Annotated in this window: 25 protein-coding genes, 15 tRNA genes and 1 riboswitch; of the genes, 29 read left to right on the top strand and 11 right to left on the bottom strand. The window is 40.9% G+C overall.

Going from position 1 to position 25,164, the window contains the following annotated elements:
- Positions 1 to 34: 34 nt before the first annotated feature.
- The 17 genes from DDE80_RS10215 to DDE80_RS10135 all read left to right on the top strand — a co-directional run bounded on the left by DDE80_RS10215 (position 35) and on the right by DDE80_RS10135 (position 3,506).
- Positions 35 to 123: transfer RNA gene (locus DDE80_RS10215), tRNA-Leu, on the top strand.
- Between the two features lie 22 nt (positions 124 to 145).
- Positions 146 to 222, top strand: a tRNA-Arg gene (locus DDE80_RS10210).
- Positions 223 to 228: 6 nt separating this feature from the next.
- Positions 229 to 305: transfer RNA gene (locus DDE80_RS10205), tRNA-Pro, on the top strand.
- An 8-nt stretch (positions 306 to 313) separates the two neighbouring features.
- A tRNA-Ala gene (locus DDE80_RS10200) sits at positions 314 to 389 on the top strand.
- Positions 390 to 410: 21 nt separating this feature from the next.
- Positions 411 to 484 (top strand) — tRNA-Met (locus DDE80_RS10195).
- Between the two features lie 6 nt (positions 485 to 490).
- Positions 491 to 567 (top strand) — tRNA-Ile (locus DDE80_RS10190).
- An 18-nt stretch (positions 568 to 585) separates the two neighbouring features.
- Positions 586 to 678 (top strand) — tRNA-Ser (locus DDE80_RS10185).
- Between the two features lie 66 nt (positions 679 to 744).
- Positions 745 to 819, top strand: a tRNA-Met gene (locus DDE80_RS10180).
- A 4-nt stretch (positions 820 to 823) separates the two neighbouring features.
- Positions 824 to 899: transfer RNA gene (locus DDE80_RS10175), tRNA-Asp, on the top strand.
- Between the two features lie 10 nt (positions 900 to 909).
- Positions 910 to 982 (top strand) — tRNA-Phe (locus DDE80_RS10170).
- Between the two features lie 12 nt (positions 983 to 994).
- A tRNA-Gly gene (locus DDE80_RS10165) sits at positions 995 to 1,068 on the top strand.
- Between the two features lie 11 nt (positions 1,069 to 1,079).
- Positions 1,080 to 1,156: transfer RNA gene (locus DDE80_RS10160), tRNA-Ile, on the top strand.
- 8 nt (positions 1,157 to 1,164) lie between these two features.
- Positions 1,165 to 1,239: transfer RNA gene (locus tag DDE80_RS10155), tRNA-Asn, on the top strand.
- 14 nt (positions 1,240 to 1,253) lie between these two features.
- Positions 1,254 to 1,344 (top strand) — tRNA-Ser (locus tag DDE80_RS10150).
- A 9-nt stretch (positions 1,345 to 1,353) separates the two neighbouring features.
- Positions 1,354 to 1,425 (top strand) — tRNA-Glu (locus tag DDE80_RS10145).
- A gap of 117 nt (positions 1,426 to 1,542) precedes the next feature.
- The gene (locus DDE80_RS10140) at positions 1,543 to 2,724 is read left to right on the top strand and encodes an amidohydrolase (RefSeq protein WP_108307541.1); all 1,182 of its coding nucleotides are present in this window, start codon (positions 1,543 to 1,545) and stop codon (positions 2,722 to 2,724) included.
- Between the two features lie 65 nt (positions 2,725 to 2,789).
- Entirely contained in the window at positions 2,790 to 3,506 is a 717-nt protein-coding gene (locus DDE80_RS10135; RefSeq protein ID WP_345788850.1) for a MerR family transcriptional regulator, read from the top strand.
- Between the two features lie 39 nt (positions 3,507 to 3,545).
- Here the strand turns inward: DDE80_RS10135 and DDE80_RS10130 are convergent, their stop codons facing one another.
- Complete coding sequence (locus DDE80_RS10130; RefSeq protein WP_108307539.1) at positions 3,546 to 4,463, bottom strand: 1,4-dihydroxy-2-naphthoate polyprenyltransferase; 918 nt, start codon at positions 4,461 to 4,463, stop codon at positions 3,546 to 3,548.
- A gap of 170 nt (positions 4,464 to 4,633) precedes the next feature.
- Here DDE80_RS10130 and DDE80_RS10125 point away from each other — a divergent pair, with 170 nt between their 5' ends.
- From DDE80_RS10125 to DDE80_RS10105, 5 genes are all read left to right on the top strand, one after another.
- Entirely contained in the window at positions 4,634 to 5,944 is a 1,311-nt protein-coding gene (locus DDE80_RS10125; RefSeq protein WP_108307538.1) for an isochorismate synthase, read from the top strand.
- Positions 5,937 to 7,637 carry a 2-succinyl-5-enolpyruvyl-6-hydroxy-3-cyclohexene-1-carboxylic-acid synthase gene (gene menD / locus DDE80_RS10120; RefSeq protein WP_108307537.1) on the top strand — a complete coding sequence of 567 codons (1,701 nt, stop codon included), beginning with the start codon at positions 5,937 to 5,939 and terminating at the stop codon, positions 7,635 to 7,637. The genes DDE80_RS10125 and menD overlap by 8 nt, the downstream gene beginning before the upstream one ends.
- Positions 7,634 to 8,371: a 2-succinyl-6-hydroxy-2,4-cyclohexadiene-1-carboxylate synthase gene (menH, locus tag DDE80_RS10115; RefSeq protein WP_235612314.1), complete on the top strand. Its 738-nt coding sequence runs from the start codon at positions 7,634 to 7,636 to the stop codon at positions 8,369 to 8,371. Before menD ends, menH begins: the two co-directional genes overlap by 4 nt.
- 14 nt (positions 8,372 to 8,385) lie before the next feature.
- Positions 8,386 to 9,204, top strand: a complete 819-nt coding sequence (gene menB / locus DDE80_RS10110) for a 1,4-dihydroxy-2-naphthoyl-CoA synthase (RefSeq protein WP_108307535.1) — start codon at positions 8,386 to 8,388, stop codon at positions 9,202 to 9,204.
- A gap of 68 nt (positions 9,205 to 9,272) precedes the next feature.
- Positions 9,273 to 10,694 (top strand): o-succinylbenzoate--CoA ligase, encoded by a 1,422-nt coding sequence (locus tag DDE80_RS10105; RefSeq protein ID WP_108307534.1) that lies wholly within the window; start codon positions 9,273 to 9,275, stop codon positions 10,692 to 10,694.
- A gap of 35 nt (positions 10,695 to 10,729) precedes the next feature.
- Here the strand turns inward: DDE80_RS10105 and DDE80_RS10100 are convergent, their stop codons facing one another.
- From DDE80_RS10100 to DDE80_RS15310, 6 genes are all read right to left on the bottom strand, one after another.
- The gene (locus DDE80_RS10100; RefSeq protein ID WP_108307533.1) at positions 10,730 to 11,827 is read right to left on the bottom strand and encodes an MGDG synthase family glycosyltransferase; all 1,098 of its coding nucleotides are present in this window, start codon (positions 11,825 to 11,827) and stop codon (positions 10,730 to 10,732) included.
- Positions 11,827 to 12,426 carry a DedA family protein gene (locus DDE80_RS10095; RefSeq protein WP_108307532.1) on the bottom strand — a complete coding sequence of 200 codons (600 nt, stop codon included), beginning with the start codon at positions 12,424 to 12,426 and terminating at the stop codon, positions 11,827 to 11,829. Before DDE80_RS10095 ends, DDE80_RS10100 begins: the two co-directional genes overlap by 1 nt.
- The gene (locus DDE80_RS10090; RefSeq protein ID WP_235612313.1) at positions 12,413 to 13,099 is read right to left on the bottom strand and encodes a polysaccharide deacetylase family protein; all 687 of its coding nucleotides are present in this window, start codon (positions 13,097 to 13,099) and stop codon (positions 12,413 to 12,415) included. Before DDE80_RS10090 ends, DDE80_RS10095 begins: the two co-directional genes overlap by 14 nt.
- Before the next feature lie 171 nt (positions 13,100 to 13,270).
- The gene (locus DDE80_RS10085) at positions 13,271 to 14,254 is read right to left on the bottom strand and encodes a metal ABC transporter solute-binding protein, Zn/Mn family (RefSeq protein WP_108307530.1); all 984 of its coding nucleotides are present in this window, start codon (positions 14,252 to 14,254) and stop codon (positions 13,271 to 13,273) included.
- Positions 14,255 to 14,350: 96 nt separating this feature from the next.
- Complete coding sequence (yidD, locus tag DDE80_RS10080) at positions 14,351 to 14,581, bottom strand: membrane protein insertion efficiency factor YidD (RefSeq protein ID WP_108307529.1); 231 nt, start codon at positions 14,579 to 14,581, stop codon at positions 14,351 to 14,353.
- Positions 14,582 to 14,740: a hypothetical protein gene (locus DDE80_RS15310; protein ID WP_201261525.1), complete on the bottom strand. Its 159-nt coding sequence runs from the start codon at positions 14,738 to 14,740 to the stop codon at positions 14,582 to 14,584. It abuts the gene before it with no gap.
- Between the two features lie 110 nt (positions 14,741 to 14,850).
- Between DDE80_RS15310 and DDE80_RS10075 the strand changes: the two genes are divergently transcribed.
- On the top strand, positions 14,851 to 15,303 hold the full coding sequence (locus DDE80_RS10075; protein WP_108307528.1) for an NUDIX domain-containing protein: 453 nt from the start codon (positions 14,851 to 14,853) through the stop codon (positions 15,301 to 15,303).
- Positions 15,300 to 16,064: an alpha/beta hydrolase family protein gene (locus DDE80_RS10070; RefSeq protein WP_427901808.1), complete on the top strand. Its 765-nt coding sequence runs from the start codon at positions 15,300 to 15,302 to the stop codon at positions 16,062 to 16,064. Before DDE80_RS10075 ends, DDE80_RS10070 begins: the two co-directional genes overlap by 4 nt.
- A gap of 155 nt (positions 16,065 to 16,219) precedes the next feature.
- Here the strand turns inward: DDE80_RS10070 and pckA are convergent, their stop codons facing one another.
- Entirely contained in the window at positions 16,220 to 17,806 is a 1,587-nt protein-coding gene (gene pckA / locus DDE80_RS10065) for a phosphoenolpyruvate carboxykinase (ATP) (protein WP_108307526.1), read from the bottom strand.
- A gap of 204 nt (positions 17,807 to 18,010) precedes the next feature.
- A riboswitch (SAM riboswitch) is annotated at positions 18,011 to 18,131 on the top strand.
- A gap of 233 nt (positions 18,132 to 18,364) precedes the next feature.
- Between pckA and metK the strand changes: the two genes are divergently transcribed.
- Positions 18,365 to 19,561, top strand: a complete 1,197-nt coding sequence (metK, locus tag DDE80_RS10060; RefSeq protein ID WP_108307525.1) for a methionine adenosyltransferase — start codon at positions 18,365 to 18,367, stop codon at positions 19,559 to 19,561.
- 54 nt (positions 19,562 to 19,615) lie between these two features.
- Here metK and DDE80_RS10055 read toward each other — a convergent pair whose 3' ends face one another.
- Complete coding sequence (locus DDE80_RS10055; RefSeq protein ID WP_108307524.1) at positions 19,616 to 20,128, bottom strand: gamma carbonic anhydrase; 513 nt, start codon at positions 20,126 to 20,128, stop codon at positions 19,616 to 19,618.
- 136 nt (positions 20,129 to 20,264) lie between these two features.
- On the opposite strand from DDE80_RS10055, the gene DDE80_RS10050 reads away from it, so the two are divergent.
- Both DDE80_RS10050 and DDE80_RS10045 read left to right on the top strand, forming a co-directional pair.
- A complete protein-coding gene (locus DDE80_RS10050; protein ID WP_108307523.1) occupies positions 20,265 to 21,068 on the top strand; it encodes an alpha/beta hydrolase in 804 nt (267 codons plus the stop codon).
- An 11-nt stretch (positions 21,069 to 21,079) separates the two neighbouring features.
- Positions 21,080 to 22,522: an alanine/glycine:cation symporter family protein gene (locus DDE80_RS10045; protein WP_108307522.1), complete on the top strand. Its 1,443-nt coding sequence runs from the start codon at positions 21,080 to 21,082 to the stop codon at positions 22,520 to 22,522.
- Between the two features lie 38 nt (positions 22,523 to 22,560).
- On the opposite strand, the gene mnmM is transcribed toward DDE80_RS10045, so the two are convergent.
- Together mnmM and mnmL are read right to left on the bottom strand one after the other, a co-directional pair.
- Positions 22,561 to 23,127, bottom strand: a complete 567-nt coding sequence (gene mnmM / locus DDE80_RS10040) for a tRNA 5-(aminomethyl)-2-thiouridylate-methyltransferase MnmM (protein WP_108307521.1) — start codon at positions 23,125 to 23,127, stop codon at positions 22,561 to 22,563.
- Complete coding sequence (gene mnmL / locus DDE80_RS10035; protein WP_108307520.1) at positions 23,124 to 24,071, bottom strand: tRNA modification radical SAM protein MnmL/YtqA; 948 nt, start codon at positions 24,069 to 24,071, stop codon at positions 23,124 to 23,126. The genes mnmM and mnmL overlap by 4 nt, the downstream gene beginning before the upstream one ends.
- A 104-nt stretch (positions 24,072 to 24,175) precedes the next feature.
- Here mnmL and DDE80_RS10030 point away from each other — a divergent pair, with 104 nt between their 5' ends.
- Positions 24,176 to 24,724 carry a hypothetical protein gene (locus tag DDE80_RS10030; RefSeq protein ID WP_108307519.1) on the top strand — a complete coding sequence of 183 codons (549 nt, stop codon included), beginning with the start codon at positions 24,176 to 24,178 and terminating at the stop codon, positions 24,722 to 24,724.
- A 274-nt stretch (positions 24,725 to 24,998) separates the two neighbouring features.
- Positions 24,999 to 25,164: transposase (locus DDE80_RS10025; RefSeq protein WP_201261524.1), on the top strand; the 166-nt coding region annotated here is incomplete at its 3' end.

The following is a 25,164-nucleotide window of genomic DNA, read 5'->3' as shown; positions in this document are numbered from 1 at the left end:
GCGAGTTCGAACCTCGTCTTCCGCTCCAACATGTGCCGGGGTGGCGGAACTGGCAGACGCACAGGACTTAAAATCCTGCGGTAGGTGACTACCGTACCGGTTCGATTCCGGTTCTCGGCACCATTTTTTCTCAATTAAATCGTAAGCGCCCGTAGCTCAATTGGATAGAGTGTCTGACTACGGATCAGAAGGTTAGGGGTTCGACTCCTCTCGGGCGCGCCATTTTATCGGAATGTAGCTCAGCTTGGTAGAGCACTTGGTTTGGGACCAAGGGGTCGTAGGTTCGAATCCTGTCATTCCGACCAGTTTTTAAGGGGCCTTAGCTCAGCTGGGAGAGCGCCTGCCTTGCACGCAGGAGGTCAGCGGTTCGATCCCGCTAGGCTCCACCAAATAACCATAATAAAGATCCTGGCTACCTAGCTCAGCTGGCTAGAGCATTCGGTTCATACCCGAAAGGTCGTGGGTTCGACTCCCTCGGTAGCCATCTTAAGGACCTTTAGCTCAGTTGGTTAGAGCAGACGGCTCATAACCGTCCGGTCACAGGTTCGAGTCCTGTAAGGTCCACCATTTATCAAATCATAGCATGGAGGTATACCCAAGTTCGGCTGAAGGGATCGGTCTTGAAAACCGACAGGCGGGTAAGACCGCGCGGGGGTTCGAATCCCTCTACCTCCTCCATTTTTTAAAAAAGTGGATAAATGGTGTGCAATCCTTACAAGCAGCAAAAGTAATAAATAAAATTAACGCGGGGTGGAGCAGTGGTAGCTCGTCGGGCTCATAACCCGAAGGTCGTTGGTTCAAATCCGGCCCCCGCAACCAAAAAGGTCCCGTGGTGTAGCGGTTAACATGCCTGCCTGTCACGCAGGAGATCGCCGGTTCGATCCCGGTCGGGACCGCCATTTTTAATAAGGGTCAGTAGCTCAGTTGGTAGAGCATTAGATTGAAGCTCTAAGTGTCGGCGGTTCGATTCCGTCCTGACCCACTCTTTTCATTAGCGGGTGTAGTTTAGTGGTAAAACCTCAGCCTTCCAAGCTGATGATGTGAGTTCGATTCTCATCACCCGCTCCAAAAAAATTGTCGGGCCTATAGCTCAGCTGGTTAGAGCGCACGCCTGATAAGCGTGAGGTCGATGGTTCGAGTCCATTTAGGCCCACCATATATTGTTCCGAAGTAGCTCAGTGGTAGAGCAATCGGCTGTTAACCGATCGGTCGTAGGTTCGAGTCCTACCTTCGGAGCCATTTTATTTTTATACGGGGAAGTACTCAAGAGGCTCAAGAGGCGCCCCTGCTAAGGGCGTAGGTCGTTAATTCGGCGCGAGGGTTCGAATCCCTCCTTCTCCGCCATTAAAGTTTGGCCCCTTGGTCAAGCGGTTAAGACACCGCCCTTTCACGGCGGTAACACGGGTTCGAATCCCGTAGGGGTCATCAAGCATTTGAAACGAAATTACTTCGTTTTAAATGCTTTTTTTATGTGGAAAATTAAATTGACATTAATGAAAGAATAGTGTAAATTGTCTATCAATTAGAATGGAGTGTTATGTCATGTTAAAGTATGAACAAGTACTAGTAGATTTAGCGACACACTTTACTGAAATGGTGGATATACGTCGCTATTTACATCAATATCCAGAAGTATCTTATAATGAAATAAAAACGGCGCACTATATTGCGAATTACTATAAAGATTTACCATATGAAGTAAGAACAGAAGTTGGTGGTCGTGGTATCGTTGCGATATTGAAGGGTGATAAACCAGGGCCAACGGTTGCGTTACGAGCAGATTTTGATGCTTTAGCGATTGAAGAACAAACAGGCTTACCTTTTGCTTCAAAGGTACCAGGTGTTATGCATGCATGTGGACATGATGCACATACTGCGACCTTACTAGTAATTGCTCGTGTTCTTGCGAAGCACCAATCATTAATCGAGGGTACAATTGTATTGATACATCAATTTGCAGAAGAAATTTCACCAGGAGGCGCAATTGCAATGATTGAGGATGGTTGCTTAGAAGGTGTGGATGCTATTTTCGGTACCCACATTTGGGCAACTGAAGAGCTAGGTCATATTAGAACGAAAGCAGGCCCAATTATGGCTGCAGCTGATGGTATTGATATTATCATTCAAGGCCGCGGTGGTCACGGCTCTGAACCGCATTTAACAAAAGATGCTGTACTAACCGCGGCACAATTTATTACAAATGCTCAACAAATTGTTTCTCGCCGCATCAATCCTTTACATCCAGCGGTAGTTTCAATCGGTAATATCGTAGCGGAAAATCCATTTAATGTAATTGCAGATTGCGCTGTTTTGAGTGGCACAGTGCGTACTTTTGATGAAGACACACGCCAACAAATAAAAGCAGAAATTGATAAAGTGTTGTATGGCGTTTGTGCGATGACAGAGGCTACCTATCGTTATACATATACAGAGGGCTATCCTGCATTAGTTAACCATGAGCATGAGGCAACTCATATTTTACAAGTAGCAGCTCTAATCGATGAGGTTACGAATGTTAGTGTATGTGAGCCTTATATGAGCGGCGAAGACTTTGCCTATTATACGCAACATATTCCAGGTGCTTATTTTTTCACTGGAGCAAAGCCACTAGGCGACACGACATATCCTCACCATCATCCTAAATTTGATATTGATGAAAGAGCGATGCTAATTGCGGCTAAGACGCTTTGTCTAGCAGCACTTACCTACGAACCAGCTAATTAAACTATTAGCTGGTTTTTTATTGACCTTAACGTTACGTCAAAGCTTATAGTAAAGCTAAGGAGGAGATTTACATCTTAACTATTAAAGACTTAGCAGCGATGACAGGCGTTAGCACACGCACATTGAGGTATTACGATGAAATTGCATTGTTAAAGCCAGTAGATTATACAGAAGCTGGCTATCGTTTATACAATCAACAAAGTGTCGATCGTTTACAACAGATTTTATTTTATCGAGAATTGAACATGCCGCTAGCCAAGGTTGCACAAGCCATGACACAAAGTCGTGAGCAAGTATTGCATGAACAAAGGAAAGCATTACAGCAAGAACATGAGCGTTTAGAAAAATTATTGCACGTTATTGACGATGCGTTAGGAGAAAATAGGATGACCAATGCACAAAAATTTGCGGCATTTAAACAAGAGAAATTAGCTGAACAAGAACAACTATATGGTGTAGAAAGCCGTGAAAAATATGGTGAGGAAGCTGTAAAGGCCAGTTATACAAAATATCAAGGTATGACAAAGGAGCAATATAAAGAGATGGAAGCTGTAGAAACTATGTTGCTAGAGGCATTACGACAACCTTCAGTCGATGAAGCGTATGTAGTAGCTTTACACAAACAATGGCTGTTATTTACCTGGGCTACCTATACACCAGAAATGCATAAGGGCTTAGTTGAGGGCTATTTAGCGGATGAACGCTTTATAACATACTATGACCGCCAAGCGGGGCAAGGAGCTACTCAAAGGCTCTATGAGGCTGTACAACACTATGCATAGAAAAAAGCGTCCGCTTATTTCATAGCGGGCGCTTTTAAGTTAAACAAAATAACCAAGCAGCAAGCCAATGGCCAGTAAAAAGCCAAAGAATGTATTAGTTTGTGCAGTATATTTCATAGCCGGCATAACTTCCTGTGGTGCTTGTTTATCACGGAAGATTTCGATAGCACGTAAAGCCTTAGGCACACTTAAAATGACAAGTAATGTCCAAGATGTAATCCCATCAATAGCGACTAATAAAATAATCCATAAATACGAAACGATAAAGAAGGCTGAAAGTACAGAGATTGCACGGTCGCGCCCAACTAAAATAGCTAAAGTTTTACGACCGCCTGCTGTATCACCTACGATGTCGCGAATATTGTTAGATAACATAATCGCACCGACTAAAATCATGCTAGGTACAGCAAGTAACACAGCATCTATTGTAACTGTTCCTGTCTGAATATAAAAAGCGATTAATACGATGCCCATTCCCATGACAGCACCTGATACTAGCTCACCAAAAGGCGAGTAGGCGATAGGGTAAGGCCCTCCTGTATATAAAAATCCAATTAACATACATACTAAGCCAATAAGTGCTAACCACCAAGATGTCATATAGCAAATATAAATACCGAGTAGTAAAGCAATCCCATAAAAGCTAAGCGCAATTATCATAATTGTACGAGGCGATACACCGTGACGTACGATTGTGCCACCAATACCTACAGAGTCTTTTGTGTCTAGCCCCAATTTATAATCGTAATACTCATTAAACATATTTGTGGCTGCTTGAATAAGCATACTTGCAATAAGCATAGCAAAAAATAAGCCGAATTTAATTAGCGCATGATTGAGTGCTAATGCCATTGCGGTACCTAAAAATACAGGTACAAACGATGCGGTAAGTGTGTGTGGGCGTGTTAAATGCCACCATACAGTAAATCCCCTATCCGCTTCAATAATCTTTGTCATAAGATGACTCTCTCCTTAAAAATAATATCATGCTTCTATTTTATCTGAAGTTGTTCAAAATGAATAGTGACATCGCATATTACTGCTTTTATTAACTAAAAAATGATATGATACTAGAGGACAGTTTAACACAAGAACGTTAGGATTTAAGGAATTACGGAGGGACTTTTATGCAACAACATTCGTTCCATGTCACAACAATTGAGGTAGAAGGCGTGACACCGCTTCAATTTTTTATGGCGGGAGAAAGAGGAGCACGCTATTTTTGGCGTGATCATGATACAAGTAACACCATAGCCGGTGTAGGGCATGCGCTGCGTTTAACATCGTCTACAACAGAGCGTTTTAATGAAATCGAACAACAATGGCAACAGGTGACTCATAATATCGTACAGACCGCACAACAACCACTATTATTTGGTGGTGTAACGTTTGACCCAGCAAATACGAAAGCGAGTGAATGGGGAGATTTCCCTCAAGCTTTATTTGTCGTTGCTAAATTTCAATTGGTTGAAAAAAATGGAAAATGCTACGCCAATGCCCATTATAGTGGAGAGCTAACGCTAGAGGTTAAACAACAGTTGCTTAATGAGTTAGAAGCATTTATTACTAAAGCAAAAACGATGCAAAGTACCGCGGTAAAACCGAAAATGGTAACTTACCGCGAACCACAAAAAGAAGCTTATTTGCAATCTATAGAAAATACAACAGCACGCATTCAACAAGGCGAAGCGGAAAAAGTTGTGATAGCACGTACGTTGGCACTAGAGTTTGCTGAGGACTTGCAACCTGCTCAGTTATTAAGTGATTTACTAGAAGAGCAACCGACAAGTTATATTTTTGGATTCGAAGTAGATGATTTATTTTTCACAGGTGCGACGCCAGAGCGCCTTGTAATGGTGCAATCTCATCATGCTTATTCTTCCTGTGTAGCCGGCTCAATACGAAGAGGCCGTACATCAGAAGAAGACGTATGTTTAGGTGAGCGTCTTTTACGCGATGAGAAAAATGGTGGCGAACATCAATACGTAGTAGATATGATTGCAGAAAAATTTGCAAAAAGTTGTGAAACGTACTATGTACCGAGCGGGCCTACTTTACTAAAGAGTAGAGATATTCAGCATTTATATACACCCATTGACGGTGCGCTTAAAGAAGGGACAACGATTTTACAATTAGCAAAAGATTTGCATCCTACCCCTGCGCTAGGTGGCGTGCCAAGAGAAAAAGCACTCGAAATTATTCGAGAATATGAACCGATGAACCGCGAAATGTATGCGTCACCAATTGGCTGGTTAGATGCGACAGGTGATGGTGAGTTCGCTGTTGCATTACGTTGTGCGATGACGCGTGGCAACCAAGCTTATTTATATGCAGGTGGCGGTATTGTAGCAGATTCTGAGCCACAAGCTGAATATGAAGAGACATTAGTTAAATTTAGACCGATGCTACGAGCATTAGGAGGCGAAATTAATGAATGACCAAACGACACTATCACAATATGTGTATAAAATCGTATCGACATTAGTGAGTCATGATATTGTCGACGTTGTAATCAGCCCTGGTTCGCGCTCGACACCACTTGCTTATGCATTTGCAGCTACGCCGAATATTAATATTTACCGTCAAGTTGATGAGCGTTCTGCTGGTTTTTTTGCACTTGGTTTAGCTAAAGCACAAGCGAAACCCGTTGTACTTGTTTGTACATCGGGCACAGCAGCAGCGAACTATTTTCCGGCAATTGTAGAAGCGAATTATGCGAGAGTGCCACTTATTGTACTTACAGCGGATCGCCCACATGAATTACGGGAAGTAGGTGCACCACAAACGATTCATCAAATTGAGTTATATGGTCAGCATGTGAAGTGGAGCGTCGATTTTCCGATACCAGATAATGCAAAGCCTACGCTACCCTTTATTGAGCGGCATATGGTGCGTGCGATTGCGACAGCGATGACAGCGCCGTACGGTCCAGTGCATATTAATATACCGTTCCGTGAGCCGTTACTCATTGAACTTGAAGATGTCGTGTTATATAACGATTTTAAAGAAACGTTTGCGACGGAATGCATTCCAACAGCAGAGGCACAACATCATTTATCTACATTGCTGCGCGAGACAACAAAAGGTTTACTCGTTATCGGTGAGTTGCCTGTGGGCACAAATCCAGACTTTTTATGGTCAGTTGTGCGTGCTTTACGTTGGCCTGTTTTAGTAGAGGCGCTATCTAATATGCGTGCGGCTGTGCCAAGCGACTGCGAGCCATATGTTATTACAACGTACGATGCTTTACTAAAAAATGAACACTTTAAGCATACTGTTTTACCAGAAACGGTAGTACGTTTCGGCGCGCAACCTATTTCGAAATTTTTAACGAACTTTTTGGCGGAAAGCATGCCAGCTAATTATATCGTGATTGACGAGTCACCTCGTTTTAGAGATTCTAGTGCAGCGTGTACGCACTTTGTACAAGCGCAATTAACAGAATGGTTAGCATTACTACCATTAAAAGATAATGCACAGGATGAACAGTATGTGAAAAAATGGCAACAAGCGCATCGAAGCGCAATGTCTTATATTAAAGCTTATGATGAAGCGGATGAGGGCGCAGCTATTGCTAAAATTTTGCATAGTTTGCCAAACGGATGTGATATTTTTGTAAGTAATAGCATGCCTATTCGGGATATTGATACGTTCTTTTTAGCAACGACAAAAGACGTACGTATTTTTGCGAATCGTGGCGCTAATGGTATTGATGGTATCGTTTCTACGGCATTAGGGGTTTCGGCAACAACGAGCCGCCCGATGTATTTACTGATTGGTGACTTGGCATTATTACATGATAGCAATGGTCTAATAGCGACGCGTTACCAACAGGCACAGTTGACGATAATTGTTATGAATAATGATGGTGGTGGGATTTTCTCTTATTTACCACAAGCAAAAATCGATGCGCACTACGAAGCGTTATTTGGGACACCAACTGCGCTAACTTTTGAACATTTAGCCCAGATGTATAGCATGCAATACGACCGTGTAGTGTACGATGAAATTAACACGCTTGATTGGCATGATAATCAAGCGTTACGCATTGTAGAAGTAATGACAAATCGCGCGGAAAATGTAATAGCTCATCGTAAATTATGGGCGCAAATTGCAGAGGCGTTACAATGAATTTAGTATGTTTACATGGTTTTACAGGCACGCAACAGACGTGGCATCAACTGGCTGATTTACTACCTGATGCGCATGTCATTGTGTTTGATTTATTTGGGCATGGTAGTTCGCAAGTAAGCGAGCGCTTTACGATGGATGAGCAAATTGACGCGATGGACCGTTTATTAGCTGATTTTGATGAGTTTGCATTGCTCGGTTATTCGATGGGGGGACGTACGGCATTAAGTTATGCTGTGAAGTACCCTGAGAAAGTTACGCACCTTTTATTAGAAAGTGCATCACCTGGTTTAAAGCGCGCAAGTGAGCGAGCGGCACGACGCAGTAATGATGAAGCTTTAGCCTGTCGTATCGAAACAGATGGCATCGAAGCATTTGTGGATTTTTGGCAAAATATTCCCCTTTTTGCGACGCAACGAGATTTACCAGATGAAGTGCAACAAATTATTCGGGAGGAACGCCTTTCTCAAACAGAGGAGGGACTTGCTTTAAGTTTGCGCTCGGTAGGAACAGGTGCACAAGCTTCACAATGGGGAAATTTAGCTAGCCTTTCTATGCCTGTGACACTGATTACAGGACAGCTTGATCAGAAGTTTTGTACGATTGCTGAAGATATGGCGGAGCATATACCGCATGTAAAGCATATTGTTGTTGAAGGCACAGGTCATGCAATTCATGTGGAAAATCCCGCTGAGTTTGCTACAATAGTAAAGGAACAACTAAAAATGAATTAGGGGGCTAAACTAGTATGACTCGTCAATGGGAAACAATTCGTGAATACGAAGACATTAAATATGAGCTATACAATGGCATTGCTAAAGTGACGATTAACCGTCCAGAAGTACGCAATGCATTCCGACCAAAAACGGTTATGGAATTAATCGATGCATTTTCACGCGCGCGTGATGATAACCGCATCGGTGTTATTATTTTAACAGGTGAAGGCGAAAAAGCATTCTGCTCAGGCGGCGACCAAAAGGTACGTGGTCACGGCGGTTATGTGGGCGATGATGAAATTCCTCGCTTAAACGTGTTAGACTTACAACGTTTAATTCGTGTAATTCCTAAACCAGTTGTAGCGATGGTAGCAGGCTATGCTATCGGTGGTGGTCACGTATTACATGTAGTATGTGATTTAACAATCGCAGCAGATAACGCACGCTTTGGTCAAACGGGACCTAAAGTTGGCTCATTTGATGCGGGCTATGGCTCAGGCTACTTAGCGCGTATTATTGGGCATAAAAAAGCACGTGAAATTTGGTACTTATGCCGTCAATATGACGCGCAACAAGCATTAGATATGGGCTTAGTTAACACAGTTGTGCCTTACGCTCAATTAGAGGACGAAACGGTACAATGGTGTAATGAAATGCTACAAATGTCACCAACAGCATTACGCTTCTTAAAAGCTGCAATGAATGCTGATACAGATGGCCTTGCTGGTCTTCAACAAATGGCTGGTGACGCTACGCTTCTTTACTACACAACTGATGAAGCTAAAGAAGGTCGCGATGCCTTTAAAGAAAAACGTGAACCTGATTTCGGTCAATTCCCACGTTTCCCTTGATGAAAAAACTCCGTTTCCATGACGAAACGGAGTTTTTTTACTACAATAAAAAAAGGAGAGTGATAGCTATGCAAAACTGGTTACTACAACGCGCTTATGCCACACCGGAACGTGCCGCGCTAACTTACAAAGAGACAACGTATAGTTGGTATGAACTAGTAGAAGCGGCAAAGCGCAGAGCACGACAATTAACGACAGCTCATATTAAACAAGGTGAGCGCGTAGCTTTATTAGCGCCAAGTACGGATGAACTTGTCATTACAATTTATGCGTGTATGTTATTGCAGTGTGAGATGGTGATGTTAAATCGTAGGTTATCACCTAAAGAGCTAGCGTATCAACTTGATGATGCGAATGTAAAACATTGCATTGTAGCACGTTGTGACCAACATAAAATTACAAAGCCTGTACTGACGTTAGAAGAGGTACGCGTACTGACGCCTAGTCGCGTTTTATTTGAAGAAAAGTGGCAACCACAAAACACGTTATCCATCATGTATACCTCAGGGACGACTGGCGCACCAAAAGGCGTGAGACAAACCTATGATAATCATCAAGCGAGTGCTATTGCAGCAGCATTAAATGTCGGGATGGCACCTACAGATAGTTGGTTATGTACGATGCCTATCTTTCATATTAGTGGTCTTTCTATTTTAATGCGTGCAGTAATTTATGGTAATGAAGTTGTACTTCATGAAAAATTTGATGCCATACGAGTTGTAGAGGCAATTGTTCAAGGGCGTGTCACGCATATGTCTGTCGTGGCTTTTACGCTTAATCAAATTTTACAACAAATGATTGAGCAAAATATTGATGTACCACCTAGCTTTAAACTAATGTTAGCAGGTGGCGGCGCTATACCGGAGGCTTATTTAGAAAAAGCTAATCTTCTTGGATTAGCAGTTGCACAAACATATGGTATGACAGAAACAGCTTCGCAAGTGGCGACGTTAGGTGCCGAATATGCACTTGATAAAGTAGGTGCTTCAGGAAAGCCGCTGTTTTTTAACCGCATACGTATAGACGGTACAACAAATGCATATGAACACGGTGAAATATGCATCCAAGGACCAACCGTTACACCCGGGTATATCGGTCAATTTGCAAAGTTACCTGCTACTGTAGATGGCTGGCTTCATACGGGCGATATTGGTTACTTAGATGATGAAGGCTTTTTATATGTTGTGGATCGTCGTGCAGATTTAATTATTTCGGGTGGGGAAAATATTTACCCAGCTGAAATTGAAAATGTGCTACATGCGCATGAAGCAGTGAAAGAAGTAGGCGTATGCGGCATAGCGCATGCCAAGTGGGGGAGCGTTCCCGTTGCGTATGTCGTAGCACAAGAAGAAGTAAGTGAACAAAGTTTATTAACATACTGTGCGCAGCAGTTAGCACCTTATAAAATACCAACAAAAATTTATTTTGTTGATCAACTACCGCGTAATGGGGCTAATAAATTGTTGCGTCGTAAATTAGGAAAACAATAAAAGCACAGCTAAAGTTAGTTGTGCTTTTTTGTAATTTATACGTTAAGTAAAGCGAGTTGCTGAAATACAGCAGTGAGGGCTTGCTCTAGCGTATGGTCGATTTGTTGCTCATACGCTGCAATGCGAGTCTGCATTTGCGTACTAATCGTTTCGTCTGCAAGTTCAAAGAGAGACTGTTCATTTAATTTACGCACGATGCCTAGAGCATTGAGATAATGGAAGTTTTCTTCTTCAGGTCCAGGTAGGAAATGATCAATAAAAATAGGAATTCTTTTGCGCATTACCTCAGCCATTGTAACACCACCTGATTTTGTTACGATGGCTGAGGTATTGTCATAAAGGGTATTCATTTCAGCACGTGAAGTAATATAACCTTTAGCGATAAGTTGAGGATTATGAGCTTGTGTAATTTTTGAAAACAGCTTTTTATTATTGCCGCATAGCACAGTGAAAGTTGTTGATGGCATACGTTGTGTTAAAGCGATTAAATCTTCAATCGCTAAAAAGCCAATGTTGCCACCCGCTAATAACACCATAGGCTTTGTCGGTGTAGCAGGCGTATGCGTTATGCCGGAATGTACAGGAATACCTGTTACAAAGACATGGTTAGCATCATGATGATACGTACGCACAAGTTTATCTTTAGCTTCTTGATGCGGTACAAAGTGATACTCGCTCGTTTTTTTTGCCCATACATCATTCATAAAGAAATCGGTATACACATTGATAACAGGAATATTTGTAAAGTAACCTTGTTGTTTGACTAATCCTAAAATACTCGAAGGAAAAGCATGTGTGCAAATAATAATATCAGGTGCATGCTTGGTTACGAGTTGCTTCATTTTCTTTTGGAAAACTTTAGAGATAACGGGAAGCTCATCATTGTTTTCTTTTGTAGATTTGCGGTTAACTAGCTTACCATACATAAATTGATACGTTTTAGGTGAAGATTGAATCCATTTAATATAAAAAGAACCCACACCTTTTTCTAATACAGGATTGGTATAACTGAGTAAGTCTACCATTTCAATCGTAGCTTGTGGCGCAATGCGAGTAATTGCATCAGCAATGGTTTCAGCTGCTTTTGTATGACCTGTAGGAAAACGAAATAAAGGAAGAAGTAAAATTTTCATTATGTGTTAGCTCCTTTCACTTTCTTTTTGATCCATTGAATAATGAGGTGAAGTATAAAAATACCGAATAAAATAAAGCCGATTGATGAGACATAAGCGGGCGGTATACTAAAAGTGCTACCGATAAAATAACCTGCTGCCATATACGGTATTACCCATAGGAGTGCACCGATACTAGCATAAAGTAAAAATAAGGGAAAACGTAAGTTCACTGTTCCGGCAACATAAGGGCTTAATTGTCGGATACCTGGTAAATAAAAGCCGAACATCACAGCGATACGGCTATGTTTTTTATACTTTGTTTCTAAGCTAGCGAAGCGCTCTACTGTAAAGCCGAATAAGTGACCAAAGCGCAGTAAAATAGGCAAACCTAAATATTTACCGAAACAGTAGCCTGTTAGCATGCCCACGATTGTACCCGAAGTTGCTACAACACTCGCTATAGTAAAATCCATTGTATGGTGAACGCATGCCATGCCAATAATAACGAGCAAAGACTCTTCAGGAGCAGGGATACCGATAATACCAAAAAAAGCACAAATAAAAATAATGCTATAGCCATAAGTTACAAAAGCTTCCGTAATATTAGTAGCACTCATGGTCTTCACCAGGTAGCGCTAAAAACTGTTGTGTGGCAGTAGCAAGCAATGGTTCGAGTGCTTGTAACATACAACGCGGGGCGCTAGAATCAGCACCTTTTGTATCGCCATTATCATGCAATAATAAAATTGAGCCATCAGCGATAGGATGTTTGAGTAAGTGCAGGTGATTGCCCTGTACTTTCCAGTCTTTAAAAATATGTGACCATAATACGATATCATCATGTTTAGCAACGGCTAACGTTGCCATATTAAAATGACCCCAAGGTGGACGATAAAGATGTGTATGCACACCTGTAATCTCATGTATCGTTTGACGTGTGCGCTCAATTTGCTCCGCTAATTGGTGAGGTGTTAACAGCCAAGCGGACTGGTGCGTATAATGGTGAATGCCAATCGCATGCCCTTCGTTATGCATACGCTCAATAATGCTAGGGTATTTTTTAGCTAATGTACCTACGACAAAGAAAGTTGCCTTAGCATTATAGCGTTTTAATAAATCGAGCAACTTAGTCGTGTAGTAGGGATGGGGCCCATCGTCAAAAGTTAAATAGAGCGTTTGCGTTGTATGCAATTTGCGTGTAATACGATGTGATGTCTTCCTACGCATATAAAGCGTAGCACTTGGTCCATACATAAGTGGTAACATCGCTAATGACAGCCATTTTTTCATAATCATTCCCTCCCTTATCCTCAACTAGAACTACTTTTATACTGATTAGTTGCCATTTAGGTTTCAAAAACCTTATAGGGTAGTTATACCCGAGATATAAAAATTGAAAAGTAGAAGCAAAAAAATAGGAAGCAACATGTGAGAAATCCTCGCATGTTGCTTCCTATTTTATTATTGAAGGGCTTTTTGCAATGCCTCTTTATTTTTTTGCATTAATGTAAAGTAATCTTCTTTATTAGCAATATCTTCTTCAGTTAATACACTTAAGTTATGGAGGATATCAGCTTTAGCGCTCACTTCTTTTTGTATGACCTCAGTAAGTTTAGAAGAAACATTTTGCTCGAAGAAAATCGTAGTAATTTCTTCTTTTTTAGCGAGTTGTACGATTTCCATTAAAGCTTTTTGAGAAGGCTCACTTTGCGAATTTAACCCTGCGACAGGTACTTGATGCAAGCCGTAATTACCTGCAATATAACCAAAGGCAGCGTGAGAAACAAAGAATGTATGGCGCTTCACATCTTTTAATGCGGCTTGATAATCTTGATCTAATTGGTGTAAGTCTTTTACAAGTGCCTCATAGTTTTCTGTAAATTGTTTTTCATGCTCTGGCATTTTAGCACTTAATGTCGTTAAAATTTCTTTTGCTACATCCTCACTAATTTGAGGAGATAACCAAACATGTGCATCTACATCTTGACTGCCGTGGTCATGCCCTTCATGATCATGTCCCTCATGATTATGTCCCTCATGGTCATCTTCTTCAGCATGTACATGACCTGTGCTGACATCTAATTTTTCTTTCGCCACGTGATCAGCAGTTGCTACAAATGTTGGTGCATTTTCTTGTGTTAGTGTTTTTTGCGCTTTTTCAACAAATGATTCTAACCCTAATCCAATATAAAAGAATACATCAGCTTCAGCGAGCTTCATCATATCTTTTTGCGTAGGCTCGAATGTATGTTCATTAGCGCCTGGGGGATAGATTGATGCTACTTCTACAGTGTCACCTGCAATACGCTCAGTAAAGTAAGTGAGTGGATAAACCGTAGTATATACTTCTAGTTTTTCTTTTGCTGTTGTATCGCTTGCTTTATCACCGCATGCTGCAAGTAAAGCAATAGCTGCAAGCGTCACAACCATAAGTATTTTTTTCATATAAATTGTACACCTCTTAATAGTAATCATTACGTTTTGTATTGTAACGTACTTCGCAATAAAAAACAAGCACAAAAAAACCTTCGAAATAAAAAATTACTTTTTCGAAGGTTTTTTCTCAGGTACGGGATCGAACCCGCCGGGATGAAAAGGATGACATTTTAAAATGCGCTTTGTCGTTAAATAGAGCCCTTTTATGACGCCATGTTTTTCAAAAGCTTCTAGTCCATAGGCAGAGCATGTTGGATGGAAGCGACATGTAGGCGGGGTCATTGGCGATATGTATTTACGATACAATTGAATCAGCCAAATAAAAATATGCTTCATTTAACGCACGTCATCTTTTGTATACGTTTTTTGCACTGGCGTTTTGTCAATGGTTTGTTTTAACGAAACTTTTTTCTTTTTAATAATAATGATAGCAGCCATGGCAAAAATAAACATAATCATAGCAATCATAATAATAATAGCTGTTGGTACACCCATTGTTTTTTCACTCCTTGCTAACTTCTCCTTTCATTATAAGAGATATGCCTATATTATTGAAGTGAATGAATTTCGACAAAGGTGGTAAACTAATAAAGAGGAGGTGCCTTATGTATAGTTTTATAGACGTTAATGGTTTACAAGTGGACCTTTACTTAAACGAGCAACCTACAAAAACATGTGGTCATGTACTCGTATTAGTAAAAAAGGACGATAAATGGTTATGTACTGTGCATAAACGACGCGGTGTTGAATTTCCTGGAGGTAAAGTAGAGCTAAATGAGACGAGCATACAAGCGGCTAAGCGTGAAGTGTATGAGGAAACAGGTGTAGTTATTACACAACCACAATGGTTTGCTTACTATGAAGTACATGATACCATTCCTTTTTGTAAAACAGTGTTTATTGCTGAAGTAATAGAGGAAAGAGCAGTACCTTATGACGAGGAGACAATCGGTAAAAAATGGCTGACAAAAGCGGCATTGTTTAACGAACCTAACTTAAGTTTTTATATGCGTGATGAAGGCATGCAAAAAATTATTGAACGGGCAGAACAATTATGATCAATGGTCAGATTGTAGCACAGCGCCGCTATCCTTCGCCAAGTAACGATGTACAATTGTATGAAATTACGTATTGGTCAGAAGGTTATAAAGTAAAAGGTTTGTTAGGTATCCCAAAAGCAGCTAATGCAGGGCTATTATATTTACGAGGTGGTATGCAACGAATTGGCATGGTACGACCAGCGCGAGTTTGCCAATATGCCCAGCAGGGTTTTATTGTGTTCGCGCCCTATTATCGTGGTAACCGAGGCGGGGAAGGACGCGATGAATTTGTAGGGCAAGACCGTTATGATGCTGTGCATGGCGTCACGGTCTTACGCCAATTTATTAATGGTAAAGTCCATGTTATTGGTTTCTCACGCGGAGGTGCTATGGCGTTGTGGACAGCGATTTTACGCGATGATATTCACTCCGTTGTTAGCTGGGCAGGTATGACAGATATTGCATTAACTTATAAGGAACGTCTCGATATGCGCCGCATGATGAAGCGCGTAATTGGGGGAACACCGAATAAAGTACCTCAAGCTTACGCTGCACGTACGCCATTACCGTATATGATGAATAGCGAAGCTCGGGTACTAATCATTCATGGTAAACGTGATACTCATGTGTCATATAAGCATGCAGAGGCATTGCAGCAAGCGGTAGGGGGGCCTGCGACTATATGGTGCTATGAAGATTTTTCGCACGCGTTTCCACCGAAAGAAAACCGAGAAACTGTGCGCGCACTAAGTTTTTGGATGAAGGAGGGAGACGCATGAAAAAGACATTTTTTATGCTAGTAACGATTGTTGTAGCTGTAGCTAGTACTGTACTACTCGATCCGAAAAAAGCACAATAACGAAAGAAGCTGGCCCCCTTTTAAAGGAGACCAGCTTTTCTTATCGTCATTTATACATTTGTTAGCTCGTCCAACTTAAGCAAGTGGCCCGCCTTTTTTAGCGATATCTTCAGGAACATTAGCAAACTTTGTAAAGTTTTCTTTAAATAAACCTGCAAGATGTGCTGCCTTTTCATCATAAGCTGCAGTATCTGCCCAAGCATCACGAGGGTTTAATACTTCAGAAGGCACGCCTTCGATAGCTGTTGGAATGTTTAAGCCAAATACAGCATCTTGAGTTGTTTCAACATTGTTTAATTTACCATTGATTGCCGCACGTACCATAGCACGTGTATAAGCTAATTTCATACGGCTACCTGTACCGTATTCGCCACCAGTCCAGCCAGTGTTAACTAGGAATACTTGCGCATCATGTTGATCGATTTTTTCACCTAGCATCTCTGCATATACTGTAGCAGGAAGCGGTAAGAACGGTGAACCGAAGCATGTAGAGAATACTGGTTCTGGCTCAGTTACGCCACGTTCAGTACCTGCTAATTTTGATGTGAAGCCACTTAAGAAGTGGTACATTGCTTGTTCTTTTGTTAATTTAGCGATTGGAGGTAATACACCAAAAGCATCAGCTGTTAAGAATACAATTGTTTTCGGGTGGCCTGCAACCGATGGTGTAACAATATTATCGATATAATCGATTGGGTAAGCGACACGTGTATTTTCTGTTAAAGAACCATCGTCATAATCTGCGATGCGTGTTTCTGGGTCAATAACTACGTTCTCTAGTACTGAACCGAAACGGATAGCGTTATAAATTTCTGGCTCTTTTTCAGCAGATAAGTTAATTGTTTTAGCGTAGCAACCGCCTTCGATGTTAAATACACCGTTATCTGACCAACCATGCTCATCATCACCGATTAATTTGCGGTCAGCATCAGCAGATAATGTAGTTTTACCAGTGCCTGATAAACCGAAGAATAGCGCTACATCACCAGCTTCACCTACGTTAGCTGAACAGTGCATTGATAAAATCCCTTGCTCTGGTAATAAGTAGTTCATAATACCAAAGATTGATTTTTTCATTTCACCAGCATACTCCGTACCACCAATTAAGATGATTTTTTTCTCAAGAGAAACCATAATAAATGTTTCAGAGTTTGTACCATCAATCTCTGGGTTAGCATGGAATGTTGGAGCTGAAACGATTGTGAAGTCAGCAACATGTGCTGCTAATTCGTTGTCAGTAGGACGGATAAATAACTGATGGCAGAATAAGTTATGCCAAGCATACTCATTCACTACTGTAATGCTTAAGCGGCTATCTTTATCAGCGCCAGCAAAACCGTTAAATACGAACACTTCGTCTTTTGCTTTTAAGTAATTTACTACTTTTGTATATAATTTATCGAATACTTCTGAAGAAATTGGGCGGTTAACTTTACCCCAATCAATTTTATCTTTTGAGCCTTCTTCTTCTACGGTGTATTTATCTTTAGGTGAACGGCCTGTATATTTTCCTGTCTCTGCACAAACTGCGCCATCAGCTGATAATTTAGCTTCACCACGAGCTGTTGATTTTTCAACAAGTTGTGCTACAGAAAGTTGATTTTTAATATTGCTACCGCTTAATAATTCCTTCAGTTCGTTATGGATATCTACTGAATTCATCGCTTACATACCATCCTTTTTTATCGTATTCCCAAAATAGTTTGGGGAGAGTTTCCTAATTTCAAAATTAGTATAACACATTTGATTAAATAATCTATACTAATTATGCGAAAAGCATGTGAAATTTATTCATACTTTCGCAAAATGGACAAAAAATATTTGACATTGCTGTTGGCATTCCGTAACATGAATGGCGAACGGATACTCTTATCCCGAGCTGGTGGAGGGTCAGGCCCTATGAAACCCGGCAACCTGCATTATATGTTGAATATAAGGTGTTGGTGCTTAACCTGAATGCAAGGGGACTACCCTTGAACGATAAGAGTGAAAGGATACAAAACGTCAACTCCTTTCCTCACGCAAATTAATGTGAGAGAAGGGTTTTTTTGTTTCTTCGATATTTAATAAGTTATGTACTCCCATTTTCCTTATTAAAAGTACCTTTCTGTAATCCTTGTGTTAAAAGCAACTAACGGCTTTGTAGTTCAATTTGAACTAACATGGGAAGAGTACCGTATCAATGCGCAATTCGCGCAAACATACTAGGAGGAAATTTTAATGACAAATCGTCGTCTTTTCACATCTGAGAGTGTAACAGAAGGTCACCCTGATAAAATTTGTGATCAAATTTCAGATGCTATTTTAGACGCTATTTTAGCGAAAGATCCAATGGCTCGTGTAGCCTGTGAAACTACTGTAACAACTGGCTTAGTACTAGTAGCTGGAGAAATTACTACATCAACATATGTAGACATTCAAGGCGTAGTACGTGAGACGGTTAAAGAAATTGGCTATACGCGTGGTAAATACGGCTTTGACGCCGAAAACTTAGCCGTGTTAACGGCGATTGGTGAGCAGTCACCTGATATTGCACAAGGTGTTGACCAAGCATTGGAAGCCCGCGAAGGTACGATGACAGATGAAGCGATTGAAGCTATCGGTGCAGGTGACCAAGGCTTAATGTTTGGCTATGCGTGTAACGAGACAAAAGAGCTAATGCCTCTACCGATTAGCTTAGCACACAAGTTAGCACGACGTTTAACAGAAGTGCGTAAATCTGGCGAATTAGCTTATTTACGTCCAGACGGTAAAACACAAGTGACGGTTGAGTATGATGAAAATAACAATCCTGTACGTGTTGATACTATCGTTATTTCGACGCAACATGATGAAGCTGTAACGCTAGAGCAAATCCAAGCAGATTTAAAGCGCGTAGTAATTGCTCCGATTGTGCCAACGCATTTATTAGATGAAAAAACAAATTATTTCATCAACCCGACAGGTCGCTTTGTAATCGGTGGTCCAAAGGGTGATGCAGGTTTAACAGGTCGTAAAATCATTGTAGATACGTACGGCGGTTATGCACGTCACGGCGGTGGTGCCTTCTCAGGTAAAGATGCGACAAAAGTCGATCGCTCTGCAGCCTATGCAGCACGTTATGTAGCGAAAAACATTGTAGCAGCAGGTCTTGCGGATCGTGCCGAAGTACAGCTTGCTTATGCTATCGGTGTCGCACAGCCTGTATCTATCGCAATTGATACATTCGGTACTGGTAAAGTCGCAGAAAGTGATTTAGTCAACTGGGTACGAGAGCTCTTTGATTTACGTCCTGCTGGCATCATTCAAATGCTTGACTTACGTCGTCCGATTTATAAGCAAACAGCAGCGTACGGTCACTTTGGTCGTACAGATGTTGATTTACCTTGGGAAGATACAGCAATTGCTGAGCAATTAAAGCAAAAAGCTAACGTATAATAATAAAGGCTGTTTTCAATGTTCTGATAATTAAGGAACGGAGAAGGCAGCTTTTTATTTTTTCATCGCTTTATAGTACTGCCCTTTTTCTACATATTCTCGTACGATACGAGCCATATCTTTTTTATCTTCATCATTTAATTCGCGCACGACTTTAGCTGGTCGACCCAACGCTAATGTATGAGGTGGGATGACCTTTCCAGGTGGCACTAAGCTCCCCGCACCTATAAAGGCACCTTCTCCGATTTCGGCACCGTCTAATACGATTGAACCCATGCCGATTAACGCATTGTTACGAATCGTACAGCTGTGTAGTGTAACTTGGTGGCCAACCGTAACTTCATCTTCAATAATAAGAGGGAAGCTAGGGCTTTGATGTAAGCAACAATTATCCTGAATGCTAACACGTTTTCCGATAACTGTTGGTGAGACATCACCACGGATGACAGCGTTATACCAAATTGAAGTTTCTGCGCCAATTGTTACATCACCGGTAACTACCGCATAGTCCGCAATAAATACCGAATCATCAATGCTTGGTTGTTTTCCTTTGTACGGATAAATCAATAATTATACACCTCATCTTTCTATAATGTACTCATATCGTATCAAAAGCTGAAATTAATGCAAATACTAAATTAATGTTTTGTAAAATTCGTTATAATAGAACATACAGATCGCACAAATAAGGAGGATTTTATTGATGTGGAAGTGGGAAGCAGAAGGTCAACCGAGGGCGGTTGTAACCATTATTCATAGCGCATACGAACATCATGGCTGGTATGCATGGTTAATCGAACAATTAAGGGGAGAGGGCTATCACGTATTAACGGGAGACTTGCCAGGGCATGGCGAGTTAAATCGTAATTTGCAAGCGCATGATGAAAGTTTTGAACGGTATGACTTGCACGTTAAAAAATTAATGAAGATGGCGTTTTCCTATGATTTGCCGGTTTTTGTTATTGGTCATGGGCTAGGTGCAGTGCTTGCTATTCACGTAATGCGTAAAAAATATCCAGTTGCGGGTGTTATATTTACGTCACCTTGGTTACAATTAAAGTTACAACCTGGCAAGATGGTAAGTGCATTAACGAGTATTAGCGCTATTACATCTAGTATGAAAGTGACGCATGAAATTGATGTGGCAATGCTAACGAAAGACAGTGAGAAAATCGAAACAATCATTGACGATATCCCTTACAATACTACGGTATCAGTAAAATGGTACAGAGAGCTGCAATTATTACAACGAGATATTACGGTGTTGATGACGCATAAGTTTCCGAATGTGCCTGTGCTTGTAATGACGGGGGAAAACGATGCGATTATCGATTTAACTGCTTCGAAAAAGTGGCTCTATCAACAAAAGCTAGCAGAAGTACACATGAAGGAATGGCCAAACTGCGCGCATAGTTTATTTCATGAAACAGAGCGCGATACCATCTTCTTATTTATGGTTGATTACATGAACAATGTACTGCGTTCAATCGGTTACATTGTTAACTAAGGGGGACTTATATGGAGAGCGTATTAAAAACAATTTATAGTATTATTTGGGGACCAGCATTAATTTACGGTATTTTACTTGTCGGCATTATTTATACGGTATTAACTCGTTTTGTCCAAGTCCGTTTGATTAAAGATAGCGTAAAGTTAATGTTTGCAGGAGAAAAATCCGCATCGGGTGTTTCGTCATTTGAAGCCTTGTCTATGGCATTATCTGGCCGTGTAGGTACAGGGAATATTATTGGTACTGCCAGTGCTATCGCATTTGGTGGACCTGGCGCTATTTTTTGGATGTGGGTAACAGCATTTATTGGTGCAGCCACAGCGTTTATTGAATCTACATTAGCACAAGTTTATAAAGAAGAATCACAAGGGGTATATCGCGGTGGCCCGGCTTACTATATCGAAAAAGGCACAGGGCAACGCTGGTTTGGTTTAATTTTTGCATTTACCGCTATTATGGCTACAGCCTTTTTAATGACAGGTGTTCAAGCAAATGCGATTTCTAGCGCTACACAAAACGCTTTTGGTATTGCACCTTGGGTAACAGGGCTAGCACTAGTTATTATTTTAGGTTTTATTATTTTTGGTGGTGTACGCCGTATCGCTCGTGCTGCTACATTAATTGTACCCTTTATGGCGGTAGTTTACATTGCTGTCGCACTCATCATTATTGCCATGCATATTACAGAAGTGCCAGCGGTGTTTAGCTTAATTATTAGCAGTGCTTTTGGTGTCAATTCCGTATTTGGTGGCTTGCTTGGTTCTGCTATTGCATGGGGGGTTAAACGAGCGATCTTTTCTAATGAAGCGGGACAAGGTAACGGGGCTCACCCAGCAGCTGCTGCAGAAGTATCTCACCCAGCTAAACAAGGATTAGTTCAATCGTTTTCGGTCTATATTGATACGATTTTAGTATGTTCAGCTACAGCTTTTATGATTTTATTTATGGGAACGTATAATGTGCAAGAAGGTAGCGATACAGGCGCTATTGTTGTCGAAAACATTCCTAACCAAAGCTATACAGAGTATACGCAAGTAGCGGTTGACACAGCATTTTCTGGCTTACAAGGCTTCGGTTCAGCATTTGTTGCAATTGCGCTATTCTTTTTTGCCTTTACGACAATTATGTCTTACTACTATATTTCTGAAACAAACGTCGCATATATTATGGGCGAACGTGATCAACGATTTGGTACATGGGTCGTGAAAATAATCGTACTAGCCGCAACTTTTTTAGGAACGGTACGGACTGCGGACATGGCTTGGCTCATCGGTGACATTGGGCTTGGTTTAATGGTTTGGGTAAATGTCATTGGTATGCTTATTTTAACGAAACCTGCACTCATTGTATTAAAAGACTATGAACGACAGAAAAAAGAAGGGAAAGACCCTTCGTTTGATCCGCGACCTCTAGGTATTAAAGAAGCGGATTTTTGGACGAAAGATAAATAAAAACGTTTGGCTCACAAGTTAGTGGGCCAAACGTTTTTTTACTGTGGAAAAGCTTTTGTTTTTTCAAGTGCAATAACAAAAGGTGGGGAATTGAGTTGATTTAAAAATTGATACTGTAAAACATGGATATATTTTTGGTCATATTCGCTGACGTAGTCAATAATCGCATCGCGCTCTGTTGCACCGCCTTCATGTCCATGATAAATAACAAGGACAATTACCCCGCCAACTTCTAGTAAATCAAGGATTTCGTCAATGGCACGCAGTGTTGTTTTAGGTGTTGTAATAATGCTGTGATCGCCACCAGGCAGGTAGCCTAAATTAAAAATCGCAGCGCTTATCGGCTGTTTTACATAGTTCGCTACATTTTCATGACCATCATGAATTAAAGTAACACGGGTTTGCAAATCACCGAGACGTTCCTTCGTATTTTTAAGTGCTTCCTCTTGCACATCAAAGGCGTAAACATGGCCTTGTGGCACTAATTCAGCTAAAAATAAAGTATCGTGACCATTACCCGCTGTTGCGTCAATCACGTGACTTGTGCTTGTAACCGCTTGTGTAATTAATTGTTGTGCATAAGGTAATACGCGTTGTAATTTCATAGCGTCACCTCAAATTTTTTACCTTGCCAGCTATTACGTCGTGCTAGCTCCGCATCAATGCCGTTCAGTACTTCCCATTTATTAACGCTCCACATTGGTCCAATCATTAAATCAATCGGACCGTCACCTGTAATGCGGTGCACGACCATTTCAGGTGGGATAATTTCCAATTGATCGGCAACAAGGTTGATATAAGCATCCTTATCTAAAAATTCTAGCATACCTTTTTCGTATTGTTTGACCATTGGCGTACCTTTTAACAGGTGTAGTAGGTGGATTTTAATGCCTTGGACATCAAGTTTAGCTACAGCTTTTGCTGTTTCCATCATCATGTCGTAATCTTCGAGTGGTAGTCCGTTAATAATATGGCTACAAATCCGAATGTTGTGCTTGCGTAACTTTTCGACACCTTCTACATAAGTTTGGTAATCATGTGCACGGTTAATAAGTGTTGCTGTTTTTTCGTGTACCGTTTGAAGCCCAAGCTCTACCCATAAATACGTGCGCTCATTTAATTCAGCTAAGTACTCCACTACGTCATCAGGTAAACAGTCAGGACGTGTAGCAATCGAAAGTCCGATGACACCTTCTTGTGCAAGTGCTGCTTCAAATTTTTCTTTTAGCTCAGCTAATGGTGCATGTGTATTTGTGTAAGCTTGGAAGTAGGCCATCGTTTTGCCGTCTTTCCACTTTTGCTGCATTTTTGCTTTGATTTCAGCAAACTGCACATCAATAGGATCTACCCGATTGCCTGCGAAGTCACCACTGCCTGCTGCGCTGCAAAACGTACAGCCACCGAAAGCTACTGTGCCATCACGATTCGGGCAGTCAAAGCCAGCATCTAGTGCTACCTTAAATACCTTATGCCCAAATTCATTACGTAAATAACGATTCCATGTATAGTATCTTTTGCCGTCTGACGGAAAAGGAAATTGTTCTGTCATTGCTGTTCACTCCTCTAACCGTTTATTTTAGCACGACTTGCTATAAGAAGTAGAGAAAAATTAAATTCGTCCGATATTTACTTATAAGCAGGGAGGCTGATAGTATGAAAATTTTAAGTGGTAGCGTTATGCAACAGGCAGCTATGCAAATGAAGCAGCAAACAATGAGTGATAAAAACACGCTGTTTCAAAAAAATATTGCGCGCAAGGAAGCGCCAATGGCACATAGCAGTAAATCGCTTGTAGCCGAAGTAATGAAAGAAAAGCTTGAAAAGGAAAATGTATTACGTAAGATTGCACGAGGTGAACGTTTGAGTGAGCAGGAGAAGGCTAAGTTGGAAGAAATTAGTCCTGATGAGCGTCAAAAAGCTGAAGCAGCAAATGAAGAACGTAAAAATTTGAGTCAGCGTGTAGCTCAAGCCAAAACCGAAAAGCAGGCGCGTGAAGTAATTGCACAAGCAAAAACAGGTGCACTAGCTATATTTGATAAGGGCGATCAATTGATGGGTATGCTATTGCTAGAAGTAGCAAATAAAGTTGAAGAAGAAATAAAAGGTCAAAAAACAACGGATTTTGGACTTCCTACAAAATATAGTGAACGAGCTAAGCAGTCGAAAGAAGATATCCCGCGACTTTTTGACCAAAAAAAATAACGAAAACAAGTGCTATAGCTCATCAGTTATTGCACTTTTTTTGTGCTTGAAAAATCGAACATAAACCTATACACTGTTACAATTGACAACGTCGGAGGTGCGCAATGCCTAAACAAATGTGGTTTTTAACGTCTTTCGGAAAGAAGTCTCCCATCCTCAAGGAATGTGAAGGTGCGAATAGCACCAATGAGTAGGTGGGAGATGAATTTCGGTTGGCTTTAGCCAAAGCTTATAATATAATCAGTCTTAGATGTAACAAAGGATTGATATCACAATGAAATTAGATAGTAATAATCATTCAGTATTCTTAATGCATTATCATCTTGTACTGGTTGTGAAATATCGGATACAAGTTTTTGACAATGAATTATCTGATTTTGCAAAAGAAATGTTCATTAAGATTGGAAGTAAATACAACATTTCTTTAGTGGAATGGAATC

This window comes from Metalysinibacillus jejuensis, from assembly GCF_003057615.1.
GTDB classification, from domain to species: domain Bacteria; phylum Bacillota; class Bacilli; order Bacillales_A; family Planococcaceae; genus Metalysinibacillus; species Metalysinibacillus jejuensis.
Note: the sequence above shows the minus strand (reverse complement) of the source record. Positions and strands in the feature narration are given on the sequence as shown.

Excerpts from the sequence above, each read along its gene's own strand:
- DDE80_RS10105 (WP_108307534.1), top strand. The coding sequence starts at position 9,273 with ATGCAAAACTGGTTACTACAACGCGCTTATGCCACACCGGAACGTGCC.
- DDE80_RS10140 (WP_108307541.1), top strand. The coding sequence starts at position 1,543 with ATGTTAAAGTATGAACAAGTACTAGTAGATTTAGCGACACACTTTACT.
- DDE80_RS10070 (WP_427901808.1), top strand. The coding sequence starts at position 15,300 with ATGATCAATGGTCAGATTGTAGCACAGCGCCGCTATCCTTCGCCAAGT.
- DDE80_RS10050 (WP_108307523.1), top strand. The coding sequence starts at position 20,265 with ATGTGGAAGTGGGAAGCAGAAGGTCAACCGAGGGCGGTTGTAACCATT.
- DDE80_RS10125 (WP_108307538.1), top strand. The coding sequence starts at position 4,634 with ATGCAACAACATTCGTTCCATGTCACAACAATTGAGGTAGAAGGCGTG.
- mnmL (WP_108307520.1), bottom strand. The coding sequence starts at position 24,071 with ATGACAGAACAATTTCCTTTTCCGTCAGACGGCAAAAGATACTATACA.
- pckA (WP_108307526.1), bottom strand. The coding sequence starts at position 17,806 with ATGAATTCAGTAGATATCCATAACGAACTGAAGGAATTATTAAGCGGT.
- menH (WP_235612314.1), top strand. The coding sequence starts at position 7,634 with ATGAATTTAGTATGTTTACATGGTTTTACAGGCACGCAACAGACGTGG.
- DDE80_RS10075 (WP_108307528.1), top strand. The coding sequence starts at position 14,851 with ATGTATAGTTTTATAGACGTTAATGGTTTACAAGTGGACCTTTACTTA.
- metK (WP_108307525.1), top strand. The coding sequence starts at position 18,365 with ATGACAAATCGTCGTCTTTTCACATCTGAGAGTGTAACAGAAGGTCAC.
- DDE80_RS10130 (WP_108307539.1), bottom strand. The coding sequence starts at position 4,463 with ATGACAAAGATTATTGAAGCGGATAGGGGATTTACTGTATGGTGGCAT.
- DDE80_RS10090 (WP_235612313.1), bottom strand. The coding sequence starts at position 13,099 with ATGAAAAAATGGCTGTCATTAGCGATGTTACCACTTATGTATGGACCA.
- menB (WP_108307535.1), top strand. The coding sequence starts at position 8,386 with ATGACTCGTCAATGGGAAACAATTCGTGAATACGAAGACATTAAATAT.
- DDE80_RS10045 (WP_108307522.1), top strand. The coding sequence starts at position 21,080 with ATGGAGAGCGTATTAAAAACAATTTATAGTATTATTTGGGGACCAGCA.
- DDE80_RS15310 (WP_201261525.1), bottom strand. The coding sequence starts at position 14,740 with ATGGGTGTACCAACAGCTATTATTATTATGATTGCTATGATTATGTTT.
- DDE80_RS10085 (WP_108307530.1), bottom strand. The coding sequence starts at position 14,254 with ATGAAAAAAATACTTATGGTTGTGACGCTTGCAGCTATTGCTTTACTT.
- menD (WP_108307537.1), top strand. The coding sequence starts at position 5,937 with ATGAATGACCAAACGACACTATCACAATATGTGTATAAAATCGTATCG.
- yidD (WP_108307529.1), bottom strand. The coding sequence starts at position 14,581 with ATGAAGCATATTTTTATTTGGCTGATTCAATTGTATCGTAAATACATA.
- DDE80_RS10030 (WP_108307519.1), top strand. The coding sequence starts at position 24,176 with ATGAAAATTTTAAGTGGTAGCGTTATGCAACAGGCAGCTATGCAAATG.
- DDE80_RS10095 (WP_108307532.1), bottom strand. The coding sequence starts at position 12,426 with ATGAGTGCTACTAATATTACGGAAGCTTTTGTAACTTATGGCTATAGC.
- DDE80_RS10100 (WP_108307533.1), bottom strand. The coding sequence starts at position 11,827 with ATGAAAATTTTACTTCTTCCTTTATTTCGTTTTCCTACAGGTCATACA.
- mnmM (WP_108307521.1), bottom strand. The coding sequence starts at position 23,127 with ATGAAATTACAACGCGTATTACCTTATGCACAACAATTAATTACACAA.